Genomic DNA, 22,235 nt, shown 5'->3' on the forward strand with positions numbered 1-22,235 from the left:
CCTTTTGCCCTTGTCTACGGCCGCCGGGCGTGCAGGTGCAGCTTCGCAAAGAAGTCCGCAAGAACCAACCGGCTGTCCACACCCGTATAAATCCGGCGGGACGGCCTCGCGGACGTTTCGGTGAACACCGAGGTGACGTCATCCAGCCCGGTGACCACCAGGGGTGCACTGTCTCCAAGGCACCACACCGGCCCGAATTTCACGAAGTCCGGCACCTCAAGACTGTTGAAGTGCTCCCACAGCCACTCGCCGGCCGGGCCGGCAACCCTGAAGGCATGATCGAGTTCCGCGACGGACGCCACCATCTGCCGGTACGTTTCGGCGGGGAACTGCCAGACTGCGAGCTCCTGGTTCGCCAGCACGAAGTCCGCAGCGGCGGGGTCCGTGAAGTAGTTGTACTCGTCGTCGTTCCGGGCGGCTCCGCCGACCCAGGCAAGCGTCAGCAACCGGGCGATGCCCGGCTCCAGCAGGAGCGCGTCCGCAACATTGGTGAGCGGACCGGCGCACACCAGAATCAAGGGCAGGTCATCCGCCGTCATTGCGGTTTCAATGATCGCGCCCGCCGCAGCGGAGCTCCGTGGCTGTCCGGTAAAAGGGCTGTCCGGTCCGGGATGCACCGCCGCCGGTTCGGGGCGCTCGAGCACCCGGAGCAGTTCCCCGGCCAGGCAGGCGCCCCGCTGGGATCTGCCCTCCGGCAGCCCGAACATCGGATTCGTCAGGGAACTTGTGACGGCTGCGATCCTGTTTGCCGGGGACAGGGCATGGTGGGCCAGTCCAAGCAGGCCGTCGGGGTCGCCGGCCCAGTCGTTGTCGACAATCACGCGGCACCGGGGTTCAATCCGAATCATGTCCATCCTGCAAGCCTTGCAGCGCAGGCAGCATCACACGACGACACTTTCCATTCACCGAAAGGTGGAAGGTCCGTCCTAATCTGCGGCAGGCTCGCGGATGACCAGTACCGGGCAGTGCGCATGGTGGATGGTCTGGTGGGATACAGAGCCGAGCAGCATGCCGGTAAATCCGCCATGGCCCCGGGAGCCGACGACAACCAGGTCGGCATCGCGGGAGGCGTCAATGAGTGCCGCTGCCGGGTTGCCTTCCACGACCCGTCCTGTGATCGTCACGCCCTGGTCCTTGATGCGCTCAAGCTCCGCCTCCAGGATCGCTTGGGCGTCCTTCTGGAAGATCTCGTAGTCCCAGGCGGTGCCCAGGGCATCGCTGACATAAGGGAAGCTCCAGGCGGTCAACGCCTGGACCTCACCCTTGCGCAGCCTGGACTCCTCGATGGCCCAGTCCATTGCCGACCGGGACTGGTCGGAACCGTCCACGCCCACCACGATCCTGAAGCTTCCGTTACCGGCCACGGCTTCCCTTTTCCTGTTGCGTTAGTGCCGGCGGGACTAGGCCTGACCCGCTGATGCACCGTGTGCCGGAACGGCCACCGTGGAGTGCTCAGGTTTGGCGGCCTGGTGGGGATTCCCTGTTTCCTTGGCACAGTGCAGGCAGCAGTAGATGCCTGCTTGGCTTTCCACGGGGTGGCCCAGGATCCGGCAACCGCAGTGCTCACATGCGGGAGCCATCATGTGGATGGCGCATTCGAAGCTGTCGAACGTGCCTGTCTGGTTCCCCATATTGACGGTGAACATGCGGCCCTCGCTGCTGCCGCAGACATCACATGCGCCCATGGTCTCTGCCTCCTGTTGTGCTCGCCTGTTGTGCTCGCCGGGTGTACTCGCCGGCTCCGGACACTCCAGTTGACTGCTTCCGGGAGTTGCCTGCCTAGGGGCAAAGGTCCCACGGCCCGCCTGGGTCAATTCCCCTTGTGGATTTTCCTGGATCATTTCCCATCCACGGTGCCGCCGGTTCCGAATCCCAACCGTAGAAGTGCAACCAAAGGCAAGGACGTGACGATGGATGCCGTGGACCAGCAGGCCCTGACCGGCGCTCTGATAAAGGAGTACCGGCTGGATCTGGCACAGTTGTGGCTGGAGTTCGTTGGGCTGGGCGGGGACGCCTCTGAACAGCTCATCCGGGACTACTGCGCAGGCGAAGCCACCCTTTCAACGAAGGAACGCGACGCACTGGCGCAGGCTGTCAACGAACATTGCGCTTCCGAAGGCCTGCCGCTCCGTGCTCCGCTCAGCGGTTCCGCCCTTTCCACCCTGCAGCCGGAACACCGTGACCCGGAACGGAAGGATCCCTACTCGTCGAAGTAGGTGAAGGTGTCCGCGGCGCCGGCGACTGACGCGACGACGGCGGCCGCAACATCCCGGAGTTTCATGTTCCGCGTGCTGGACGCGTCCCGCAGCAGCTTGAAGGCCGCAGCCTGGCTGCACCGGTTCTGCGCCATGATGGCCCCGGTTGCCAGGTCGATCACGGTACGCGTCTGCATGGCGGCGCTCATGCCGTCCCTGGTCTCTTCCAGCTTCAGCATCCGCAGGGCAAGTGTCAGCCCCTTGGAGGCCTGCCGGACAAACGCTTCCGCGGCACCGATGCCATGGCTGCCAAAGACGAGGGGCTGTGAACAGTGGAACGTAATCACGCCTTGGGAATCGCCTTCCAGCAGCGCGGGGATACTCAATACCGAGCGGAAGCCCTGCTCCTGGACAGCGTGGACGTACTCCGGCCAGCGGTCTTCGCGCCGGAGGTCGGAAACCAGCACTGTCTTTCCTGCCCGCATGGCCGTGGCGCCGGGACCATCGCCAAGCGTGGCCTCCAGCTGGCAAAGGAGTTGTGCACTGCGGTGGCTGCTGGCACATGCCGCGGGTTTTTTGGGCCGCAGCACCACGATTTCGCAGGAGCACACGTGCCCCTCCCCGCCAAGCCGGGCCGCCGCGTAGGCTGCAAGATCCTGGAGAAATGCCTCAACTTCAGGGTTCTGCAGGAAGGACTCCTGGAGATGCAGGGCAACGTCTGCAAAATCCTCGTCTTCAGGCACGCCGGCATGGAGCACGCGTCTTACCTCCCGGACATTGGTTAAAAGCCACACCTCTGTGGCCGCCCACTGCCGAACGGTGATGCCAGCCTACCTTCGCCCGTGTCGTAACCTGTCAACCATGACGCCCCTCTCCACTCCGGACGGATCCGTCCTGGGCAATTCACTTGAGACTGACGGGACCACCGTCCACCGGTTCCTTGGCATCCCCTACGCGGAGCCGCCGTCGGGAAGCAACCGATTCCGCCCGCCGGTACCGGTATCGCCATGGAGCGGGGTGCTTGATTGCACCGCACCTGGCCCCGCCGCGCCCCAGAATCCCGAGTCCCATGCCCCTCCCGGCACTACGCCGCGCACCTGGAGCGAAGAGGCTTGCCTCAACCTGAACATCTGGACGCCGGCAACGGAAGGCCCGGCCAGGCCCGTAATGGTATGGATCCATGGCGGCGCCTACCTCATGGGCGCCAACAGTGACGCAATGTACGACGGCGCCCGGCTGGCGGCTGCGGCGGGCGTGGTGCTGGTATCCATCAACTACCGCCTGGGCGCGCTGGGTTTCCTGCACCTGGCGGACCTGCTGGGGCCCGGTTACGCCGATTCGTCCAACCTCGCCCTGCTGGACCAGCTGGAGGCCCTGCGCTGGATCCGCCGCAACATCGGCGCCTTCGGCGGCGACCCGCACAACGTGACCATCTTCGGGGAGTCCGCAGGCGCCGCAGCCATCGGCACCCTGCTGGGCATGCCGGCGTCGGAAGGGCTCTTCCGCCGGGCCATCATGCAAAGCGGCACGGCCGAGCGCTGCCGCCGGCCGGAGGACTCGGCGCGGATCAGCGCCACATTCCTTGAGTTGTGTGGTCTGGATGCCTCCTCCGCCAACCAACTGCTGACCCTCCCTGTGGAGCGGCTGCTGGAAGCGCAGGCCGCCCTGGAACAGCGTGCTGCGGCGGAGTCCTTCGCGGTTCCATTGCCATTCCAGCCCACGGTGGGCACGCCGTCGCTTCCGTTGCCACCGCTGGAAAGTATCGGCAACGGGGTCAACTTCGGGGTGGACCTGCTGATCGGCACCAACCTGAACGAGGGCTCATTCGCCGTCGAGATGCGCCCGGACACGGGGTCGGACCCGGGCTACCCGGACCGTGCGGCCGCCGTGCTGTGCGGAGCGGGGGTGCCGCCGGCGCTTGCCCCCGGCTATACGGAGGCGCTCACCAGGGTGCTGGGCAGGGAACCGTCAGGCAAGGAACTCCTGGAAGCCGCCATCGCGGATTCCCTTTACCGCCAGCCCAGCAACCGGCTGCTGGACGCGAGGCAGGCGGCTGCCGCAGGCCGGTTGGCCCACGGAGCGACCGGTGAAGGAGCCGCCGGGAAGGACTTCGCCTACCTGTTCACATGGCGCAGCCCGGCCATGGGCGGGAAACTGGGGGCCTGCCACGCCCTGGACATCCCATTCGTCTTCCGGCACCTGGACGCGCCGGAGGCCGCCTTCCTCACACGGGGCAAGGCACCGGCGTCCCTCAGCGACGCCATGAGCCGGGCCTGGACGGCCTTCGCCGGAACCGGGACACCTGGCACGGAACGCCTTCCGTGGCCGGGAGTTGGAGGGCAGCGGCGCACCATGGTGCTCGACGGCGAGTCCCGGCTTGAAGCCGACCCCCGCCATGAGATCAGGGAGTTTTTCGAAGCCGTCAGGCTGCTGCCAGCGCGTTGAGGGTGTCCCGGATGCCGTTCAGGGCCGGATCCCGCAGCGACATGAAGGCGGGCTTCAGGAGGGGCTGGATGATCTTGGCCGGTCCCTTGATGCTGAACTCGGCCGTGTACTTCACCACCGAACCGGTCCCGTTGGGGGTGACGTCGATGGAATCGAAGGAAGTCACGGTTTTGTTCTCGCCGCGCAGCTTGATGTGGTTGTCGGTCAGCTCGATGACCTCGTAGACCAGGGTCTGGCGCTTCCCCCGGAACTCGGACTCGGCATGGTACTTGTGCCCCACGGCCACCGGCCCCGGGGTGGTTTTGTCCATGACGGGCGTGTTGGGGTCCCACTTGGGGGTGTTCTCGAACTCACTCATGAAGGCAAAGGCCTTCTCCGCGGACAGGTTGGTTTCCACACTTCCGGTGACTGTGATCATCACCCCAGTCTAGGAAGGGGGATCACGTAAGCCCAGCCCCCGCGCGGCGGGGGCTGGGGCAAAACCCCTGGGGCAAAATCCGCCGCCGCTAGCCGGCGACGCCCACGGAACAGTGCTGCAGCAGGCCGTTCACCACAGTGGCCAGCACGTGACCCTGCGCCAGCTCATCAGGGGCCGTTGACAGTGGATCAACGTCGAAAACGGTGAAATCAGCGCGCTTGCCCACCGTTACCGAGCCCGATACCGTCCGCTCCCCTGCAGCTTCGGCCGCGTGCGAGGTGTAGCCTTCCAGCGCCTGGCGTGCTGTGAGCGCCTGGCCCGGCACAATCGGCTGTTCATCCGGGTGGCCCGACCGCCGCCGAAGTTGCGCGTCTGCGAGGATCGGAAGGGGCGGAAAGGGGGCGACAGGCCAATCGGAGCCAAGTGCGAGCGTTACGCCTGCGGACCGGAGGTCAGCGGACCGCCATCCACGGTCCGCCCGTTCTTTTCCCAACCGCCTTGACCAGTTGTCCGTCTGGTCCGCGCGCGAATAGTGGGTGCAGTGGCTGGGCTGCATGCTGGCGATCAGGCCGGAACCGGCGAACCTTTGGATGAGTCCGTCCGGGACCGTTTCAAGGTGCTCGATCCGGTGCGGAGCCCGGGGCAGGTCCGCCGGAAGATCCTCGAACGCTGCCAGCACTGCAGCCACGCCGGCGTCACCGATGGCATGGGTTGCGGTGGGAATGCCCTGGCTTGCGAAGAACCTGATGGCCCGGTTGTACTCCTCCGGGCTTGGCCAAAAGGGTGCGACGGACTGGCCGTGGCTGTCGGGCTCAAAAAGCCAGGCCGTGCCGTTGTCCACCGTGCCGTCCACGAACAGCTTGATTCCGGCCACTTCCCACCGGGAGCCCCGAGCAGTCCTGACCTGCTCCACCAGCCGCCGCCAGTCGGCCTCTCCGCTTCCCGGCATGCACCATGGCGAAACCCGCACGCGCACCGGCAGGCCCCTGCCGCATCCGGCCAAATCGTTCTCAAGGGCGGCAAGGAGCTCCAGGGTTCCCTCCCCGCAGTCCATGACATGGATGCCTGTCAGGCCTGCCCGGGAGAACGAATCAAAGAGCTCACCCAGCCGGCGCTTCCGTTCCTGGAAAGTCTCCTGGGGCATATGTTTCAGGACCAGGTCCAAAGCCGCGGCTTCGAGCAGGAGACCGGTGGGGTTCCCCCTGCCGTCGCAGACCACTTCGGCTGCCTGGTCGAAGTGCCGTGGCCCGGTGATGCCGGCGGTCTCCAGCGCCGCCGTGCTCGCCAGGGCGGAATGGGCATCGAACAGCCGGATCACGGCCGGGCGGCCGGCCACGACGTCGTCGATCAGCTCCCGGTGCGGCGGCGCTGACCCGAAGGCATTTGGGTCGAGTCCCCAGCCGCGGACCCATTCGCCCGCCGGCGTTGCCGCCGCCTCTGCCCGCAGCAAGGCGCGCACGGCGGCAAGGTCCGTGATGCCGGAGAGGTCGCAGCCGCGTGTCATGTCCAGGCCCATGACGGGGTGGACGTGGCAGTCGACCAACCCCGGGGTAAGGACGGCGTCACCGAAATCGATGACCTCGGCCGGACCCCAGGACTGCGCGTCGCGCCGCGTTCCAACCTCCTGGATGTGCCCGTCCCGGACCGCTACAGCCTGGGGCGCAGGTCCGTTGGGTGTTCCGTCCATGGTGTGGACTGTGCCGGCAAGGATAATGAGGTCAGGATTCATGTCATTCATGTGCTTCGAAGCTTCCAATGCGGTCAAAGGTGGCAGGACGACGGCGGCGCAGCCACCGGGCGGCCAGCAGGCCCCCGGCGAACACCACAGGCGTAACCAGGATCAGGATGGTGTTGGTCAGGGCGTCGGCCGCGGTAAGGAGTTCGATGTTCAGTGCGATGAGGATGACGACGCCGAAGAGCAGGACCGCTGATACGAGGCTGAGCGGGGCGAGAAGTTTGTTGCGGGCAGCAGCAGGGTTCCGGCGGAGGTACAGGAATGCTGCCACGGACACCAGCCCCTGGAGGCCCACGATGCCGAAGATGCCCGGGGTGTTCACCCAGATCAGGAGCTGCTGGTACGGGTCCGCGTTCAGGATGGCGCAGACAGTGATGACCACCGCTGCCAACAGGGTCTGCAGCTGCCCGGCACGGTGCGGTGACCTGAACCGGTGGTGCGTGCGGCCGAGGAACGCCGGCAGGACCCCGTCCTTGGCCAGCATGTAGACATAGCGGTTGATGGCGTTGTGGAACGCCAGTTGTGATGCGTAGACGCTGGTGACGATCAGGACGTACATGGCAGTTTCAGCCCAGGGTCCCACATACTGCCCTATGGTCTGGAAGAACATCCCGCCGGACAGTTCGCCAGCGGCTTCCACCACCTGGTCGTCGCCAAAGGCCTGGATGACGGCCCAGACGATGAAGGCATAGAACACGGACATGAAGCCCACCGCGATGTACATGGCGCGGGGAACTGACTGATCCGGGTTGCGGGCTTCGGAGCGGTACAACACCGTGGATTCAAAGCCCATGAAGGCGGCGAAGCAGATGCCCAGGATTGCCAGGACGCCAGGTCCAAAGGCCTGCCCGGGGCTGAAGGAGCCCAGGCTGATACCGTGTGCGCCACCGCTGCTGAGGATGCCCACACCCATCACGCCGAGAATGCCTGTTTCCGCGACCAGGAGGACGCCGAGGACTTTGGCGCCCACGTCGATCCCCCGGTATCCCAGGAACCAGACGGCCGCGACGGCGATGAGGGCAATGGCGGGCCACGGAACCTCAAGCCCAAAGAGGACCTGCAGCATGTCATGCGTCTGGACGGCGAAGAGCCCGTAGACGCCGATCTGGAGGCAGTTGTAGGAGATGATCGCAAGGATGGCGGACGCCAGCCCCACGGTCTTTCCCAAAGAAATCGAGATGTAAGTGTAGAAGCCGCCGGAGGCTTTGACGTGGCGCGTCATCGCCATGAAACCGATGGCGAAGAGGGTCAGGACGATGCCCGCCAGGAGGTAACCGGCAGGGGCGCCGATGCCCGCTACTCCGATCGCCACCGGGGCCACGCCCGCCATCACTGTCAGGGGTGCCGCAGCCGAGATCACCAGGAAGGCTATGCCTCCGGTGCCCAGGGCATTGCGCTTGAGTGCGCCATCCACGGACGGCGCAATTGGTTTTGTTTTGGTCTCGGGCACAGCTCTGTCCTTTCCTTGAAGCCCACTTAAACGAAAGGCTTTCGTTTAGTATGGGACCAAGTGGTCCAGAGCACAATAGTTTTGCCGGCACGGGCGGATATGTGTCAGCCCGCTAGGCTGGAGCCGATGTCCAAGAGCTGCAGTGAGGAGAACCGATGGGCCGCCCGCCCCTCCCATTGATTTCCGTGGAGGCCCTTACGACGGCCGCACTTGAACTGGTGGACCAGAGCGGGGATTTCAGCTTTCCCAAACTCGCCAGGAAGATCGGCGTGAGTCAGTCCTCGATCTACAACCACGTCTCGGGACGGGACCAGATCCTGGAACTGCTCAGGCACCGCATCATCACCGAGGAGCCGTATCCGCCGGTGGACCATGAGGACTGGGAAGGTGCCCTGCGGATCCTGATCCGCGCCTACCGGGACGCCTTTGCCCGCCATCCGCGGCTGGCACCCCTGATGGTGCTCCAGTCCATTACCGACCCCGAGGTCATCGGGCTTTACGAGGACCTCGCGCTTGCCTTGGAGGCTGCCGGTTTCCGTGGCCGGGACGTGGTGTCGGCGATTTCCACGATTGACAGCTTTGCGTTGGGCGCGGCCCTGGATCTGGCCGCGCCGGACGTCGTCTGGGATCCGCCGGCGGAGGGCTATCCCACGCTCAAGCGCGCCGTCAGCCATGCCGGCCCTCCGGCGGAGCGCGGCAACCATGCGTTCGACTTCGGGCTCGACGTCATCATCGGAGGGCTCCGCGCGAAGCTGGACGGGTAAGCCCGCCCAGCTTCAGCGCCAGCGCTAGCAGCCCTCAAAGTCGGTGAGGACCTTGACCTTCCCGGCGGAGGCCGACGTCGGATCGAACGTGTAGCCGATCCATTCCTTCGCAAGCCGCCGTGCGAGCTCGATGCCCACCACGCGCTGGCCCATGGTGAGCACCTGGCAGTCGTTGGACAGGATGGAGCGTTCCACGGAGAAGGAGTCGTGGGCAGCGGTGGCGCGGATGCCGTCCACTTTGTTCGCAGCGATCGCCACGCCGATTCCGGTGCCGCAGAAGAGGATGGCCCGGTCAGCGGCACCGTCCCGGATCATCTCGCCGGCTGTGATGCCCACGTAGGGGTAGGGCCTGGTGAAGTCGTCCGGGGCGTCGCTTCGGTTGACGCCGATGTCGAGGACCTCGCTGACCCGGGGGTCGGTGCGCAGGTCCGCCAGGATCTTGTCCTTGTAATCGACGCCGGCCTCGTCCGCGCCGACAATGAGCCGCAGCCCCATGGTGTTTCCTTTCGTTGCCATTACTTCGCTGACGCCTGCACAGTGGCAGCGGTTGCGCGGGTGAAGTGCGGCCCCACCACGGCGAAGACCATCGCCAGGGAGGTTGCACCGGGGTCCGGCGTGCCCAGGCTCTTCTCGGCCAGCGGGCGGGCACGGCCCTTGAGCGGAAGGAGGTCCGCGGTGGCTTCCGCCGCAGCAGCGGACTCCTGCGCGGCCTCCTGCCATGCACGGCCCGTTTCCACGCCCTCGGCCACTGCGCGGCTAAAGGCGGAAGCGAAGGGCAGCAGGGCATCCACCATGGTCTTGTCGCCTGTTTCGGCCTTGCCCAACTGGATGATCCGGTCAGCGAATGCGGTCACGGCTGCCGCAAGGGCACCGGGTTCGGGCGCCGAGGAGTTGCCCAGCGTCTCGCCAAATGCACGCAGCGCCGCTCCCCACAGGACGCCGGAGGTGCCTCCGGCCTTGTCCGCCCAGGCATCACCGGCAGCGGCAAGCACATCCCCGGCGCCGGCCCCGCCGGCCAGGGCATCCGACGCTGCGGCGGCTGCCGCATCCACGCCGCGCACCATTCCACGTCCGTGGTCGCCGTCGCCGGCAATAGCATCCATGCGGCCCAGCCGCTCTTCGGCGTCGTGCAGCGACGAACGGGCGGCGTCAATGGCCGCTACGCAGGCGGCGGCGTACTCGCGGGAGGCGTCCGTGGCGACGAACGAAGCGGCGGCCGCGCCGCCGTCGGACGTTTCCTCGACGCCACGGGTCCCGGACTCCAGGGCCGCGTTGCCACGGCGGTAGGCGGGCGTCTCCGCAGGGGCAACCCACAGCCGCTCAAGTTCCTCATCCAGCCAGGTGACCGTGAGCGAGACGCCGGCCATGTCCAGGCTGGTCACCAACTCGCCCACCTCGGGCATCACCAGCGTGTAGCCGGCCGCGCGGAGCAGCGGCGCCACGGCTCCCCAGAGGACAAAGAGCTCCTCATGCTTCGTGGAGCCGAGGCCGTTGAGGATGACGGCGATGCGCTTGCCGGCGTGAGGTGGCGTTTCAGAGAGCACCCGGGACACCAGTTCCTGCCCGAGGTCCTTCGCCGAAGGCAGGTCCGTGTCGTGCAGGCCGGGCTCGCCGTGGATGCCCAGGCCCAGGCCCATCTGCCCTTCGGGCAGCGTGAACAGCGGTGAGTCGGCGCCCGGGAAGGTGCAGCCGGCAAACGCGCTGCCGATGGTCCGCGTCAGGTCGTTGGCCTTGCGGCCCAGCCGCACCACCTCCGCGAGGTCCGCGCCGTTGTCCGCCGCCGCCCCCATTACCTTGAACACGGTGAAGTCACCGGCGATGCCACGGCGCTTAGCGGATTCCGACGGCGGGGCGCTGGCGATGTCGTCCGTCACCAGGACGTTCTCCACGGGGATGCCCTCGGCGGCCAGGCGTTCGCTGGCCATGCCGAAGTTCATCACGTCGCCGGCGTAGTTGCCGTAGGTGAAGACGACGCCGGCGCCGGACTCGGCGGCCTTGGCCACCGAGTAGGCCTGCTGGGCGGAGGGCGAGGTGAAGATGTTTCCCACCACCGCGCCGTCGGCGAAGCCGGCGCCGACCAGCCCGGCGAAGGCGGGGTAGTGCCCCGAGCCGCCGCCGGCCAGGACGGCGACTTTGGGCTGCGCCGGCCGGTACCGGCGGACAGCGCCACCGGGAACCTGCCGAACCAGGTCGGAGTGGACGTCGCAGAAGCCTGCCAGGGCCTCCTCGGCAAACTCTGAGGGGTCATTGAAGATTTTGGTCATGGGGGTTCTCCGGCATCCGGGGTGGTCTGGGAGCTGTTGCTGCTAGTGGATGTGGCTGCCGCCGTTGATGTCGATGGTGGTGCCGGTGAGGTAGGCGGAGTCCTCGGAGGACAGGAAGGTGATGACGGAGGCCACTTCTTCCGTGGTGGCGTTCCGGCCCAGCGGGATGCCCGCGTTGATGGCGGCTTCCTGCTCCTCGGTGCTGCCCACGCGGATGTTGGTGTCCACGGCACCCGGGGTGATGGCGTTGACGGTGACGCCGGTGGCGCCCAGTTCGCGGGCCAGGGCCTTGGTGAATCCCAGGATGGCTGCCTTGGCGGCGGAGTAGGGGACCTTGCCAAAGACGCCGCCGCCGCGCTGGGCGGAGACGGAGGACATGTTCACGATCCGGCCCCAGCCGTTCTCGATCATTTCCGGCAGGAACGCCTTGGTCACCAGGTAGGTGCCGGTGGCGTTGACGTCCATGACCTTGTGCCACAGCTCAAGGGTGGTCTCCAGGAACGGAACCGGGGAGGTGATGCCGGCGATGTTGGCCAAGGCACCGACGGGCGGGAGGTTGCCGGCGGCCACCTCTGCGGCGACGGCGGCCTGGGCTGCGCTGACGGAGGCTTCGTTGGCGACGTCGATCTCGTGGCCGAAGGCGGGAACGTTGAATTCATTGCCGATTTCGGCTGCGACCTTGGCGGACTTCTCGCCGTCAAGGTCCAGGATGACGATGCCCCAGCCCTCACGGGCGTAGCGGCGGGCGGTGGTGATGCCGATGCCCCGGTCCGAAGTTGCTCCGGTGAGGACGGCGGTGCGCTGGATGGCGGTCATGGTGGTGCTCCTTGGGTTGTTCAGTTCAGATGAGGTCGGTGATGAAGCTTGCAGCCTTGGCGGCGGCGGCCGGGCGTTCGTCATGGGTGACGTCCCGGGTCTCCAGTTCCAGGGAGAAGTGGCCCGTGTAGCCGTCCGCGGCCAGCCGCTTCAGGCCGCCGGCGAAGTCGGCCTCGCCGTTGCCGATGCTGAGGTTGATGTTCCCCGGCACGGCGTCGCGCAGGTGGACATGGCTGATGCGGCCGGGGTGCCGGTCAAGATACGCCTGGACGTCCTCGCCGGCGGCGGTGATGTGGCTGAAGTCCATGACGATTCCGACGCCGGATCCGGCCAGCCGGTCGGCCAGCAGTCCCGCACGTTCCAGGTTCCAGCAGAACCGCAGGAAGTGCAGGGATTCGGTCCAGAGTTCGACGCCGAACTCTGCAGCGCGCCGGCCAGCAGCAGCGAGCTGCGCGGCAATGAGGTCCAGGTCTCCCTCGACGCTCCGGACCGGGTTGTGGTCCAGGGCGCCGCAGGGCAGCACCAGGGCTTTGGCCCCGATGTTGGCCGTGAGGGTGAGCAGGGCGTCCAGGTGGCGCCGCCTGGCGTCCTGCCCATCGGCGTCGAGGACTGCGTTCAGGTCCCCGATGTCGCCATTCACTGAACGGACCCGCACACCGGAGGCGACGACTTCCTGCGACACCGCCGCCACGGCGGCCCCGTCAAGTTCGTACGGCACGTGGTCGCAGACCCCGGGCAGGGCGCCCAGATCGATCTCCTCGAAACCAAGACCCTTCATGGTGCCCAGGGCAGTGCCCAGGTCCTGGTGCCGGAAGCTGATGGATGAGCACCCAAGTCTGGAATGGAACATCATTGATCCTTTGAATCGTGCCGAGCGGTAGTGATGGACACCACAGTAGTGGCGTTAACTGTCAACAGTCAACTCTGAAAGTCGACTGTTGACAGTGTAGATGATGTGCGTCACACTGGGTCGTACCAGTTTGTTAACAGTCGACAGCGGCGGACTTCTTCAGCCGCTTTTCGAAAGGGAACCACCATGAGCAAAGATGCTCTGACCATGCGCGGCCCGGTGCACGGCACCAAGGACGCCCGCCGAGTTGCCATCGGATCCGGCGTTGGGGCCGTCATCGAGACGTATGACTTCATCGGCTTCGGCACCGCTGCCGCACTGTACTTCGGCACCGCGTTCTTCCCCGGCAGCGATCCCGTCACCGGCACGCTTGCCTCCTTCGCCACCTTGGGCGTCGGCTTTGCGGCCCGTCCGCTGGGCGGCATCATCGGCGGCCACCTTGGTGACAAGGTGGGCCGCAAGCCCGTCCTGGTTGCCTCGCTGATCCTGATGGGCCTGGCCACGTTCGCCATCGGCCTGCTCCCCACCTACGCAGCGGTGGGGCTGCTTGCCCCCGCACTGCTCGTCTTCGTCCGCATCGTCCAGGGCCTGGCCTTCGGTGCGGAGTGGGGCGGCGCCATCCTGATGAGCTACGAGCACGCCCCCTGGAAATCAAAGGGCAAGTACACCGGGATCGTCCAGGCCGGCTTCCCCGTGGGCCTGCTGCTGGCCAACCTGACCTTCCTCTTCAGCGTCCAGCTCGGCAACGAACTCGCCTGGCGCATCCCGTTCCTCGCCAGCATCCTGCTGGTGATCGTGGGCCTCATCATCCGTTCCAAGGTTCCCGAGTCCCCGGTCTTCGATGAAGTCAAGGACAGCGGCACCATCGTCAAGGCCCCGATCGTCGAGGTCATCAAGACTGACTGGCGCAACATCGTCAAGGGCATCGGCCTGCGCATCGCCGAGACCGCCGGCTACGCCGTCTCCATCACCTACATGATTTCCTACATCAACAGCCAGCACCTGGCGGACAAGAGCCAGACCCTGATCGCCCTCTGCATCGCGTCGGCCATCGGCATCTTCGCCACCCAGGCCTGGGCAGCACTGACGGACCGCATCGGGCGCCGCCCCCTGTACGTCTGGTCCACCGCCTTTGCCGCACTGTTCGCCATCCCGATGTTCCTGCTGGTCAACACCGGCCTGTTCATTGCCATCATCATCACCATCGTGATCTCGTACGCTGTCTGCCAGAACTCGCTCGCCGGTGCCCAGGGCTCGTGGTTCCCCGAGCTCTTCCAGGCCCGCACCCGCGCCTCCGGCGCCAGCCTGGCCTACCAGATCTCCGCCATGGTCTCCGGCTTCACCCCGTTCATCACCACCCTGCTGTTCGTCAGCTTCGGCTGGATGGGCCCGGCACTGCTCTTCGGCGCCTACGCCCTGATCGGCCTCTGGGCCGCCATCGCCACCCGGGAAACCTGGGGCAAGCGCGAACGGGAGCTCGCCGACGAAGCCACCAAAAGCACCCCCAACACCGTCAACGCCTGAATGACCCGCACGCACCAAACGATCACGGAGCCAGTAATGCCTACAGATACAGTCCAGGACAACGCACTGCAGACCGCAGTGACCCCGGAACGTGTGGACAGGATCAGCGCCGCCGCCTACCGGATCCGGCACCACGCCCTGAACATGGGCGAGGTGCAGGGCCAGGGGTACGTGGGCCAGGCACTGGGCGCCGCGGACATGCTCGCCGCCGTCTACGGGGACCAGCTGAAATTCCGCGCGGATGACCCGCACTGGGAGGGCCGGGACCGGTTCCTGCTCTCCACCGGGCACTACGCCATCGGCCACTACGCCGCCCTGGCGGAGGCCGGCATCGTCCCGGTCGAGGAGCTGGAAACCTACGGCTCGGACGACTCGCGGCTGCCCATGTCCGGGATGTCCACCTACACCCCCGGCATGGAAATTTCCGGCGGCTCCCTGGGGCACGGCCTGACCATCGCCGTCGGCATGGCTTTGGGCCTGCGCTACCAGGGCTCAAGCGCCCGGGTGTTCAACTTCCTCTCCGATGGCGAGCTGGACGAGGGCTCCACCTGGGAAGCGGCCATGGGCGCGCACCACCACCAGCTGGGCAACCTCACCGCCATGGTGGACATCAACGCCCTGCAGGCCGACGGCAAGACCGACACCGTGCTCCGGACTGAGCCGGTCACCGAAAAGTGGGAATCGTTCGGCTGGTACACGCAGCGGGTGGACGGGAACGACGTCGGCGCGCTGCTGGCAGCGTTCGACAACGCAGCCGCCCAGGCCGCCGCCGTCGGACGTCCCTCCGTGATCCTGTGCGACACCAAGGTGGGCCGCGGCGTCCCCCTGCTCGAGGACCGCGAAAAGGCGCACTTCATGCGCATCGAAGAAAACGAATGGCAGACCTGCCGCGAGCAGCTCACCGCCGGATATGAAGGAAAGGCTTCAGCATGAGCACCACCACCGAGGCTCCCGATACCGCAGCCGCGGCCAAGCCGAAGCTGAAGACCTCGGCGATGATCGCATCCTTCGCGGACCCGGGACAGAAGACGTCCTCCGCGCCGTTCGGTCACGCCCTGGTCAAGGCCGCGCAGGAGAACGACAGGATCGTGGGCCTGACCGCGGACCTGGGCAAGTACACGGACATGCACATCTTCGCCAAGGCCTTCCCGGAGCGGTTCTTCCAGATGGGCATGGCCGAGCAGCTGCTCTTCGGCGCCGCCGCGGGCCTGGCCGAAACCGGCCTCGTTCCGTTCGCGTCCACCTACTCGGTGTTCGCCGCCCGCCGCGCCTACGACTTCCTCTGCCTGGACGCGGCCGAACCGAACCTGAACGTCAACATCGTGGGCGGCCTGCCCGGCCTGACCACCGGTTACGGCCCAAGCCACCAGGCCACGGAGGACATGGCGATCTTCCGCGGCATGCCCAACCTGACCATCGTGGACCCCTGCGACTCGATCGACATCGAACAGGCAGTGCCGCAGCTCGCCGCCTCCGAAGGACCCACCTACCTGCGCCTGCTGCGCGGCAACGTGCCCACCGTCCTGGACGAGTACGACTACACGTTCGAACTCGGCAAGGCCAAGGTGCTGCGCGGCGGCAACGACGTCGTCTTCATCTCCTCCGGCCTGATGACCATGCGTGCGCTGCAGGCAGCCAAGGCGCTGGCGGCACACAACGTGGACGTCGCCGTCGTGCACACCCCCACCATCAAGCCGTTCGACGCCGAAACCGTCCTCAAGGAGATCAACACCGACCGGCTCGCCGTCACCCTGGAAAACCACTCCGTGGTGGGCGGACTGTTCGAAACCGTCGCCTCCGCCGTCGTCACCGCGGGCCTGGGCAAGCGGGTGGTGCCCGTGGCGCTCCCCGACCAGTTCCTGGACGCCGGCGCCCTGCCCACCCTGCACGAGCGCTACGGGCTGGCCACAGACCGCATCGTCGCCAAGGTCCTGGCCGAACTCGGCTAAAGGCCAGGCACCAGATGGAAAATGCACGGCACCGGTCCTAAGCCGGTGCCGTGCATTCTGCCGTACTATCGAAACTACTACCGACTGTAAACAGTCGACTTATGACATTGAGGACAGAAGCCATGGCCGGACTGACCGCCCCCTTGCTGGGACTGGAAAAGAAGAGCCTGCGCGAGCAGGCGCTCTCGGCGCTGAGGACCGCCATCACCAGCGGAGAACTGGAACCCGGCCGCCACCTGGTGGAAACCGAGCTGTCCGAGATGCTGCAGATCAGCCGCGGCACCCTTCGCGAAGCCCTCCGCCAACTGGAGCAGGAGGGCCTGCTGTCCGCCGGCCCCCGCGGCAGGCTGTCCGTCCGGCACCTGGACGAAAAGGAAATCCGGGACATTTACTCCGTCCGCGCCGCCCTGGAGTCCCTGGCTGCCCGGACCCTGTGCGAACTGCCGGACCGGCAGCAGGTCACCGAATCACTGCACAAGGCCATTGACGCCATGGAGGCCGCGGCCAGCGGCAGCCTTGAGGCGCGGATCGAATCCGATCTCGAATTCCACCGCACGCTGTGCCGGCTCACCGGCAACGAAACACTGCTCCACTCCTGGGAATCCCTGGAGGGCTCCATCCGGATGTCCATCATGTTCGCCGGCCTGGAAAAAGGCGTCAGCAACATGAGCGTGGACCGGCACAAGGACATCGTCGCCGCCATCGACACCGGGGATGCCACCCTGGCCCGCAAGACCATCCTGGAACACATGGACACCGCGGCAGCCAACCTGGTGGCGTAGCTTTCGGCCTCTTTACCTTCCCGATTGGGAATCCCACGGCACTCCCAGCCGTTAACCTACTGCGCGGTAAATAACCGCGGCGTTAACGAGGGATGGTATGACCGCAAAGTTTGTGTCAGTTGAGGACGACGCCGGCAAGGTCACCCGGTATGCCCGCCACGACAACGGCGGCGGCCTCATTGCACCTGGAGCCATCGTGGCCGACAACGCCAGGATCGGCTCCATGAGCTATGTGGAACACGGGGCCAGGGTGGGTGCAGGCTGCCGGATTGGACACGGCAGCTGGATCGACCGGGACGCGACGATCGGTGACCGGACGGTGATCGGCGATGGCGTGCGCATTGGCCGGGGCACGGTGATCGGCAACCGGGTCCACATTGGCAGCCACTCAAGGATTGGTTCCAGCGTCCTGATCGAACACGGCGCCCACCTGGACAGCGACAGCACGGTGCCTGACGGCAGCGAGGTCCTCGCCGGGGCCCACTCACGCCTGGCACCGGCCCGGCACCGGCAGCACCGGAAAGTCAAAGGCGGGATAGCCGCCTAACCCGGGGCTGTAGGCTCGCGGGTTACTGGGTTACTGGGTGACTGGGTTAATGGGTCACGGGGCGGTGCTCCCGCGCACCACCAGTTCCGCCGGATAGATGACCGGTTCCGATGCCTCTCCGGGGTTTCCGATGGCGCTGACCAGAAGCTTTCCTGCCGCAGCAGCCATCTCCACCATGGGATGGGCCACCGTTGTCAGTCCCAGGCCGTTCGCCGCCTGGATGGAATGGTTATCGAAGCCGACAACCGCCACGTCGCCGGGCACACGGCGGCCCGCACTTCGAAGAGTGTCCACGACGCCAAGCGCCATGAGGTCGGACGCAGCGAATATCCCGTCCACCTCAGGCGCCGTGGACAGCAGGCGCTCCGTAGCCTCCGCACCGCCCGCCGTCGTGAAGTCCCCGTGGATGACGTGCCCGGGCTGGAGGCCGGCTTCCCGCAATCCCTGCAGCCAACCTTCCAGGCGGTCGACGGCGGCTGTCATGTCCGTAGGGCCGGCAACAGTTCCGAGCCTGGTGCGGCCGATGCCGGCCAGGTGCCGCGCTGCCAACCGGCCGCCCTCGAAGTTGTCCAGGTCCACGTAGGGAATCCCGGATGCCGTGTCCCACGGCCTGCCGATGAAGACGGTTGGCAGTCCGGTGGCTCCCAGGGTCTCCACCCAGTCGTCCGCCCGGTGATGGGACACCACGATCGCGCCGTCAACGTGACCGCCGCGCAGGTAGCGGATGGTCCGTGCAGAATCGTCCCCTGCCCGGGACATCAGCAGGACCAGCTGCAGGTCCGTATCGCGCAGTGCCTCGTTGACTCCCGTGATCACCGCAGCAAAATAAGGGTCCATCATGACCCTGGCATCAGGTTCAGGGATCACCAGGGCCACCGAACCCGCACGCCGGGTAACCAGGCTCCGCGCAGCACGGTTGGGCGTGTAGCCCAAAGCGACGATCGCGGCGTCGACGGCCGCTTTGGCTTCGGGACTCACCTTCAATCCGCCGTTGATGGCACGGGAGGCAGTAGAGCGGGACACGCCGGCGGCCGACGCCAGGTCCTCCAGCGTTGGACTTGGCCGCCCCGCCCCTGCCGGGGCCGGGCGGCTGGAGTTTGCGTTCATTACACCGACAATACGACACCTTGACCTGTTGCCGGCACGAGGTTGCTGGCCGCCGTCATGGCGTTGCCGGATGCCACCGCCGCGTACCACAAACCGCTCGCTTTCGGGACACGATTCTGGGTTGGATAGTCCACCCGGACCAGGCCGAAGCGCTGATGGTAGCCAAAGGACCATTCAAAGTTGTCCAGCAGGGACCATGCGAGATAGCCGCGGACATCCACGCCGTCTTCGATGGCCCCGTGGACGGCCTGGAGATGGGCTGCGAAGAACCCTAACCGGTCCTGGTCGTCCACGAACCCCGCTTCATTGGGAACATCATTGTAGGCGGCCCCGTTTTCGGTGATGTAGATGGGGATCCCGGCGGGGCCGGTGTAGTCTCCATGCAGCCGGTTGAGCAGGCGCCGCAGCCCCTCCGGCTGGACCTCCCAGCCCATGCCCGTCCTTGGCAGGCCCCTTGGAACCGACCGCGCCCCGTCGGCCGCCACGAAAGGGGAGGACACCGGGCGCGCTGCCTGCCCGGGGACCGACGTCGTCTCCTGCCCCGCCTGTTCCCCGGGGTCCGCCGGGTCCTTCGTGAGGGATTCACCGTGATAGTAGTTGACGCCCAGCAGGTCCAGCGGCGTGGAAATAAGATCCAGGTCACCGTCATGCACCAGGTCAGCCATTCCCAGGTGTGCGACGTCTGCCAGGAGATCGTCCGGATACTCGCCGCGGAACAACGGGTCAAGGAAAATCCTGTTGAACTGCCCGTCGATCCGCCTGGCAGCGTCCCGGTCGCCGGCGCTGCCGGGGTCCCTGGGATCGGCGACCGTCAGGTTCAGGGTAATGCCCAGGGACGTTGAAGCGTCTCGGCGCCGGAGTTCCCGGACCGCCAGGCCGTGACCCAGCAAAAGGTGGTGTGCCGCAGCAAGGGCTGAACGGGGCTCCTGACGCCCCGGGGCGTGGATGCCGGCAGCGTAGCCAAGGAAAGCCGAACACCACGGCTCGTTAAGGGTCGTCCAGATGCGGACCCGGTCCCCCAGCACGCTGTGCATCAGGGCCGCGTACTCGGCGAAACGGTATGCGGTGTCCCGGTTGGCCCAGCCGCCTTTCTCTTCAAGTGCCTGTGGCAGGTCCCAGTGGTAGAGGGTCAGCCATGGCGTGATCCCGGCGCCCAGCAGTTCATCCACCAGGCGGGAGTAGAAGGCGATCCCTTCCGGGTTGGGTGTGACGCCGTCGGGCACGCAGCGCGCCCAGGACGTGGAGAACCGGTACGCCTTCATGTGCAGCTTGCCCATGAGCGCCACGTCCTGCTTGTAGACCCGGTAGTGGTCGCAGGCCACGTCACCGTTGTGGCCGTCCGCGACGGCACCGGGCAGCCGGGCGAACACATCCCAGATGGAGTCCTCTCGGCCGCCGGTGTGTGCTGCGCCTTCGATCTGATAGGCAGCTGTTGCCGCGCCCCAGAGGAAACCCTCCGGAAATTCAAGTCGGGTGGGACTCATCCTTTGACTGCTCCTTGCATAATTCCAGATACGAGTTGCCGGCCTGCAGCGATAAAGAGGAGCAGGAGCGGGATGGTGGCCAGGACTGCGCCGGCCAGGACCACGGAGTAGTCCACGAAGTGGGCCGCCTGGAGCAGCTGCAGGGCCACCGGAAGGGTGGGGTTCGAAGGGTCAAGGACAATGAACGGCCAGAAGAAGTTCGTCCAGGTGGCCACGAAAGTGAACAACGCGAGCATGGCGGCAGCAGGCCTTGCCGCCGGGAATCCGACGTGCCAGAAGGCCTGGATCATGGAAGCACCGTCCATCCTCACAGCTTCAATCAGTTCATCCGGGAGGGCGTCGCGCAGGTACTGGGTCATCCAGAAGACGCCGAATGCGGTAACAACGCCGGGGATGATGACGGCCCAGAGGGATCCGGTCCATCCCAGTTTGGACATCAGGATAAACAGCGGGACTACGCCGAGCTGGGTGGGAACGGCCATGGTTGCGATGACAAACACCAGCAGCGCCTTGCTGCCGCGGAAGCGGAGCTTGGCGAAGGCGAATCCGGCAAGGGTGGAGAACACGACGACGGATGCCGCCGTCACGCAGGAGACCATAAGGCTGTTGCCCATTGCCTTCCAGAACGGAATGCTGTCAAAGACTTTGGCGGCGTTGGCCAGGAAGTTCCCGCCAGGCAGCAGCGGGATGCCGCGGCTCAGTGCGGTGTTGTCGTGGCTGCCCACCAGGAAGGACCAATATAGCGGAAAGAGGGACGCCAGGAGGACAGCGCCCAGGAAGCCGTAGGTGAGGAAGCCGGGCCGGCGGTCACTTCCGTGGCCCGACCTTTGTTTCCGGGTACCTGGCCCGCGCCGCGCTGCTGCCTTGGCCGCCCCTTTCCCGGCGGACTGTTCGATCATGGGAATGGAGCTCACTTGCGGCCTCCGTTGCTTGCGATGCGTTTGGTGATGAGGAAGTTGAGCAGGGCGATCAGCACGATGATCAGGAAGAGCAGCCAGGCCACGGCAGATGCCCTGCCGAAGTTGCGCTGGCCCCAGCCGAGTTCCCAGATGTACATGGTCAGCGTCTGCCACTGCCTGTCCGCTCCGCCCAGGCCGGACTGGTCGAAAACCCGCGGTTCGTCGAAAATCTGAAGACCACCGATGGTGGATGTGATCACCACGAAGATCACCGTTGGCCGCAGCATGGGAACGGTCACGGAAAAGAACTGCCGCAGCCTGCCCGCGCCGTCGATTGTTGCCGCCTCGAACACATCCCGGGGTATGGCCTGCATTGCTGCGAGGAAGATCAGCGCGTTGTAGCCGGTCCAGCGGAAGTTCACCATGGTGGCAATAGCCAGGTGGCTCGCAACGGACTCTGAATGCCACCGGACCGGGTCCAGCCCTGCCGCCGTCAACATCCCGTTAACCAGCCCAAACTGGTCCGCAAAGAGATTGTTGAAGATCAGGCCTACTGCCACCGGCGCCACGACGAAGGGGACCAGGACCCCCATCCGCCAGAACGTCCTCGCCCTCAGGTTCGCGTCCAGCACCGCCGCTATCACCAGGGCGATAACAACCTGGGGAACGGAGGACAGGATGAAGATGCTGAAGGTGTTGCCCACGGCGTTCCAGAAGTAGGGCTGGGCCACGATGAAGGCGTAGTTTTCCAGGCCCGTGAACTTCCCCTGGCCGCCGATGAGGTTCCAGTTGTGCAGGGAAACCCATGCCGTGTACACCAGCGGGAACAGACCGGTGACGGCGAACAGGATAAAGAACGGCGAGATGTAGAGGTAGGGGGACAGCTTTACGTCCCACCTGGAGACCTGCTGCGAGAAGGCCAGGCGCCGGACACTCTTCGCGCCCGCCGGACGCGGGGACTGTCCCCCGGCGCTTTGGGGCTTGACCCGGTCGGTGACAGTCATGC

At 66.1% G+C, this 22,235-nt stretch carries 23 protein-coding genes; 8 read left to right on the plus strand and 15 right to left on the minus strand.

Annotated features, from left to right (window positions below; genetic code table 11):
* Window positions 1-14 precede the first annotated feature (14 nt).
* The 3 genes from AC6JAM_RS07135 to AC6JAM_RS07145 all read right to left on the minus strand — a co-directional run bounded on the left by AC6JAM_RS07135 (window position 15) and on the right by AC6JAM_RS07145 (window position 1,685).
* A complete protein-coding gene (locus AC6JAM_RS07135; protein ID WP_268002461.1) occupies window positions 15-848 on the minus strand; it encodes a nucleoside hydrolase in 834 nt (277 codons plus the stop codon).
* 78 nt (window positions 849-926) lie between these two features.
* A complete protein-coding gene (locus tag AC6JAM_RS07140; RefSeq protein WP_018770877.1) occupies window positions 927-1,364 on the minus strand; it encodes a universal stress protein in 438 nt (145 codons plus the stop codon).
* A 36-nt stretch (window positions 1,365-1,400) separates the two neighbouring features.
* A complete protein-coding gene (locus tag AC6JAM_RS07145) occupies window positions 1,401-1,685 on the minus strand; it encodes a metallothionein (protein WP_497934375.1) in 285 nt (94 codons plus the stop codon).
* A gap of 225 nt (window positions 1,686-1,910) precedes the next feature.
* On the opposite strand from AC6JAM_RS07145, the gene AC6JAM_RS07150 reads away from it, so the two are divergent.
* The gene (locus AC6JAM_RS07150) at window positions 1,911-2,216 is read left to right on the plus strand and encodes a hypothetical protein (RefSeq protein WP_497935933.1); all 306 of its coding nucleotides are present in this window, start codon (window positions 1,911-1,913) and stop codon (window positions 2,214-2,216) included.
* Here the strand turns inward: AC6JAM_RS07150 and AC6JAM_RS07155 are convergent.
* Window positions 2,201-2,938 carry a GAF and ANTAR domain-containing protein gene (locus AC6JAM_RS07155; protein ID WP_223993445.1) on the minus strand — a complete coding sequence of 246 codons (738 nt, stop codon included), beginning with the start codon at window positions 2,936-2,938 and terminating at the stop codon, window positions 2,201-2,203. The two genes, AC6JAM_RS07150 and AC6JAM_RS07155, sit on opposite strands and share 16 nt — an antisense overlap.
* Before the next feature lie 118 nt (window positions 2,939-3,056).
* On the opposite strand from AC6JAM_RS07155, the gene AC6JAM_RS07160 reads away from it, so the two are divergent.
* Window positions 3,057-4,640, plus strand: coding sequence for a carboxylesterase/lipase family protein (locus AC6JAM_RS07160; RefSeq protein WP_497934376.1), 1,584 nt, complete (start codon window positions 3,057-3,059; stop codon window positions 4,638-4,640).
* On the opposite strand, the gene AC6JAM_RS07165 is transcribed toward AC6JAM_RS07160, so the two are convergent.
* The 3 genes from AC6JAM_RS07165 to AC6JAM_RS07175 form a co-directional block, all read right to left on the minus strand.
* Window positions 4,618-5,058 carry an SRPBCC family protein gene (locus tag AC6JAM_RS07165; RefSeq protein WP_018770882.1) on the minus strand — a complete coding sequence of 147 codons (441 nt, stop codon included), beginning with the start codon at window positions 5,056-5,058 and terminating at the stop codon, window positions 4,618-4,620. The two genes, AC6JAM_RS07160 and AC6JAM_RS07165, sit on opposite strands and share 23 nt — an antisense overlap.
* An 88-nt stretch (window positions 5,059-5,146) precedes the next feature.
* Window positions 5,147-6,787, minus strand: a complete 1,641-nt coding sequence (locus tag AC6JAM_RS07170; protein ID WP_497935935.1) for an amidohydrolase — start codon at window positions 6,785-6,787, stop codon at window positions 5,147-5,149.
* Window position 6,788: 1 nt separating this feature from the next.
* Window positions 6,789-8,243: an APC family permease gene (locus AC6JAM_RS07175; RefSeq protein WP_497934377.1), complete on the minus strand. Its 1,455-nt coding sequence runs from the start codon at window positions 8,241-8,243 to the stop codon at window positions 6,789-6,791.
* 155 nt (window positions 8,244-8,398) lie between these two features.
* On the opposite strand from AC6JAM_RS07175, the gene AC6JAM_RS07180 reads away from it, so the two are divergent.
* Window positions 8,399-9,007, plus strand: a complete 609-nt coding sequence (locus AC6JAM_RS07180; protein WP_018770885.1) for a TetR/AcrR family transcriptional regulator — start codon at window positions 8,399-8,401, stop codon at window positions 9,005-9,007.
* Window positions 9,008-9,031: 24 nt separating this feature from the next.
* On the opposite strand, the gene AC6JAM_RS07185 is transcribed toward AC6JAM_RS07180, so the two are convergent.
* The 4 genes from AC6JAM_RS07185 to AC6JAM_RS07200 are packed head-to-tail and all read right to left on the minus strand — an operon-like array spanning window position 9,032 to window position 12,937.
* Window positions 9,032-9,523: an RpiB/LacA/LacB family sugar-phosphate isomerase gene (locus AC6JAM_RS07185; protein ID WP_026266011.1), complete on the minus strand. Its 492-nt coding sequence runs from the start codon at window positions 9,521-9,523 to the stop codon at window positions 9,032-9,034.
* The gene (locus tag AC6JAM_RS07190) at window positions 9,523-11,271 is read right to left on the minus strand and encodes a dihydroxyacetone kinase family protein (RefSeq protein WP_268002455.1); all 1,749 of its coding nucleotides are present in this window, start codon (window positions 11,269-11,271) and stop codon (window positions 9,523-9,525) included. Before AC6JAM_RS07190 ends, AC6JAM_RS07185 begins: the two co-directional genes overlap by 1 nt.
* Window positions 11,272-11,313: 42 nt before the next feature.
* Window positions 11,314-12,087 (minus strand): SDR family NAD(P)-dependent oxidoreductase, encoded by a 774-nt coding sequence (locus AC6JAM_RS07195; RefSeq protein WP_018770888.1) that lies wholly within the window; start codon window positions 12,085-12,087, stop codon window positions 11,314-11,316.
* Between the two features lie 25 nt (window positions 12,088-12,112).
* The gene (locus AC6JAM_RS07200; RefSeq protein WP_056388308.1) at window positions 12,113-12,937 is read right to left on the minus strand and encodes a sugar phosphate isomerase/epimerase family protein; all 825 of its coding nucleotides are present in this window, start codon (window positions 12,935-12,937) and stop codon (window positions 12,113-12,115) included.
* 186 nt (window positions 12,938-13,123) lie between these two features.
* Here AC6JAM_RS07200 and AC6JAM_RS07205 point away from each other — a divergent pair, with 186 nt between their 5' ends.
* From AC6JAM_RS07205 to AC6JAM_RS07225, 5 genes are all read left to right on the plus strand, one after another.
* A complete protein-coding gene (locus AC6JAM_RS07205; protein WP_018770890.1) occupies window positions 13,124-14,461 on the plus strand; it encodes an MFS transporter in 1,338 nt (445 codons plus the stop codon).
* Between the two features lie 36 nt (window positions 14,462-14,497).
* The gene (locus tag AC6JAM_RS07210) at window positions 14,498-15,394 is read left to right on the plus strand and encodes a transketolase (RefSeq protein WP_134165267.1); all 897 of its coding nucleotides are present in this window, start codon (window positions 14,498-14,500) and stop codon (window positions 15,392-15,394) included.
* Window positions 15,391-16,410, plus strand: coding sequence for a transketolase family protein (locus AC6JAM_RS07215; RefSeq protein WP_018770892.1), 1,020 nt, complete (start codon window positions 15,391-15,393; stop codon window positions 16,408-16,410). Before AC6JAM_RS07210 ends, AC6JAM_RS07215 begins: the two co-directional genes overlap by 4 nt.
* A gap of 122 nt (window positions 16,411-16,532) precedes the next feature.
* Window positions 16,533-17,192 carry a GntR family transcriptional regulator gene (locus AC6JAM_RS07220; RefSeq protein ID WP_018770893.1) on the plus strand — a complete coding sequence of 220 codons (660 nt, stop codon included), beginning with the start codon at window positions 16,533-16,535 and terminating at the stop codon, window positions 17,190-17,192.
* Window positions 17,193-17,289: 97 nt separating this feature from the next.
* Window positions 17,290-17,739 (plus strand): DapH/DapD/GlmU-related protein, encoded by a 450-nt coding sequence (locus AC6JAM_RS07225; RefSeq protein WP_497934379.1) that lies wholly within the window; start codon window positions 17,290-17,292, stop codon window positions 17,737-17,739.
* Between the two features lie 54 nt (window positions 17,740-17,793).
* Here the strand turns inward: AC6JAM_RS07225 and AC6JAM_RS07230 are convergent, their stop codons facing one another.
* The 4 genes from AC6JAM_RS07230 to AC6JAM_RS07245 are packed head-to-tail and all read right to left on the minus strand — an operon-like array spanning window position 17,794 to window position 22,233.
* A complete protein-coding gene (locus AC6JAM_RS07230; RefSeq protein ID WP_497934380.1) occupies window positions 17,794-18,846 on the minus strand; it encodes a LacI family DNA-binding transcriptional regulator in 1,053 nt (350 codons plus the stop codon).
* The gene (locus AC6JAM_RS07235) at window positions 18,846-20,330 is read right to left on the minus strand and encodes a glycoside hydrolase family 1 protein (RefSeq protein WP_497934382.1); all 1,485 of its coding nucleotides are present in this window, start codon (window positions 20,328-20,330) and stop codon (window positions 18,846-18,848) included. The genes AC6JAM_RS07230 and AC6JAM_RS07235 overlap by 1 nt, the downstream gene beginning before the upstream one ends.
* The gene (locus AC6JAM_RS07240; protein ID WP_497934383.1) at window positions 20,327-21,244 is read right to left on the minus strand and encodes a carbohydrate ABC transporter permease; all 918 of its coding nucleotides are present in this window, start codon (window positions 21,242-21,244) and stop codon (window positions 20,327-20,329) included. The genes AC6JAM_RS07235 and AC6JAM_RS07240 overlap by 4 nt, the downstream gene beginning before the upstream one ends.
* Window positions 21,241-22,233, minus strand: coding sequence for a carbohydrate ABC transporter permease (locus AC6JAM_RS07245; protein WP_056388319.1), 993 nt, complete (start codon window positions 22,231-22,233; stop codon window positions 21,241-21,243). Before AC6JAM_RS07245 ends, AC6JAM_RS07240 begins: the two co-directional genes overlap by 4 nt.
* Between the last annotated feature and the right edge of the window lie 2 nt (window positions 22,234-22,235).

This window comes from Arthrobacter sp. GmRoot5-12 (assembly GCF_059739365.1).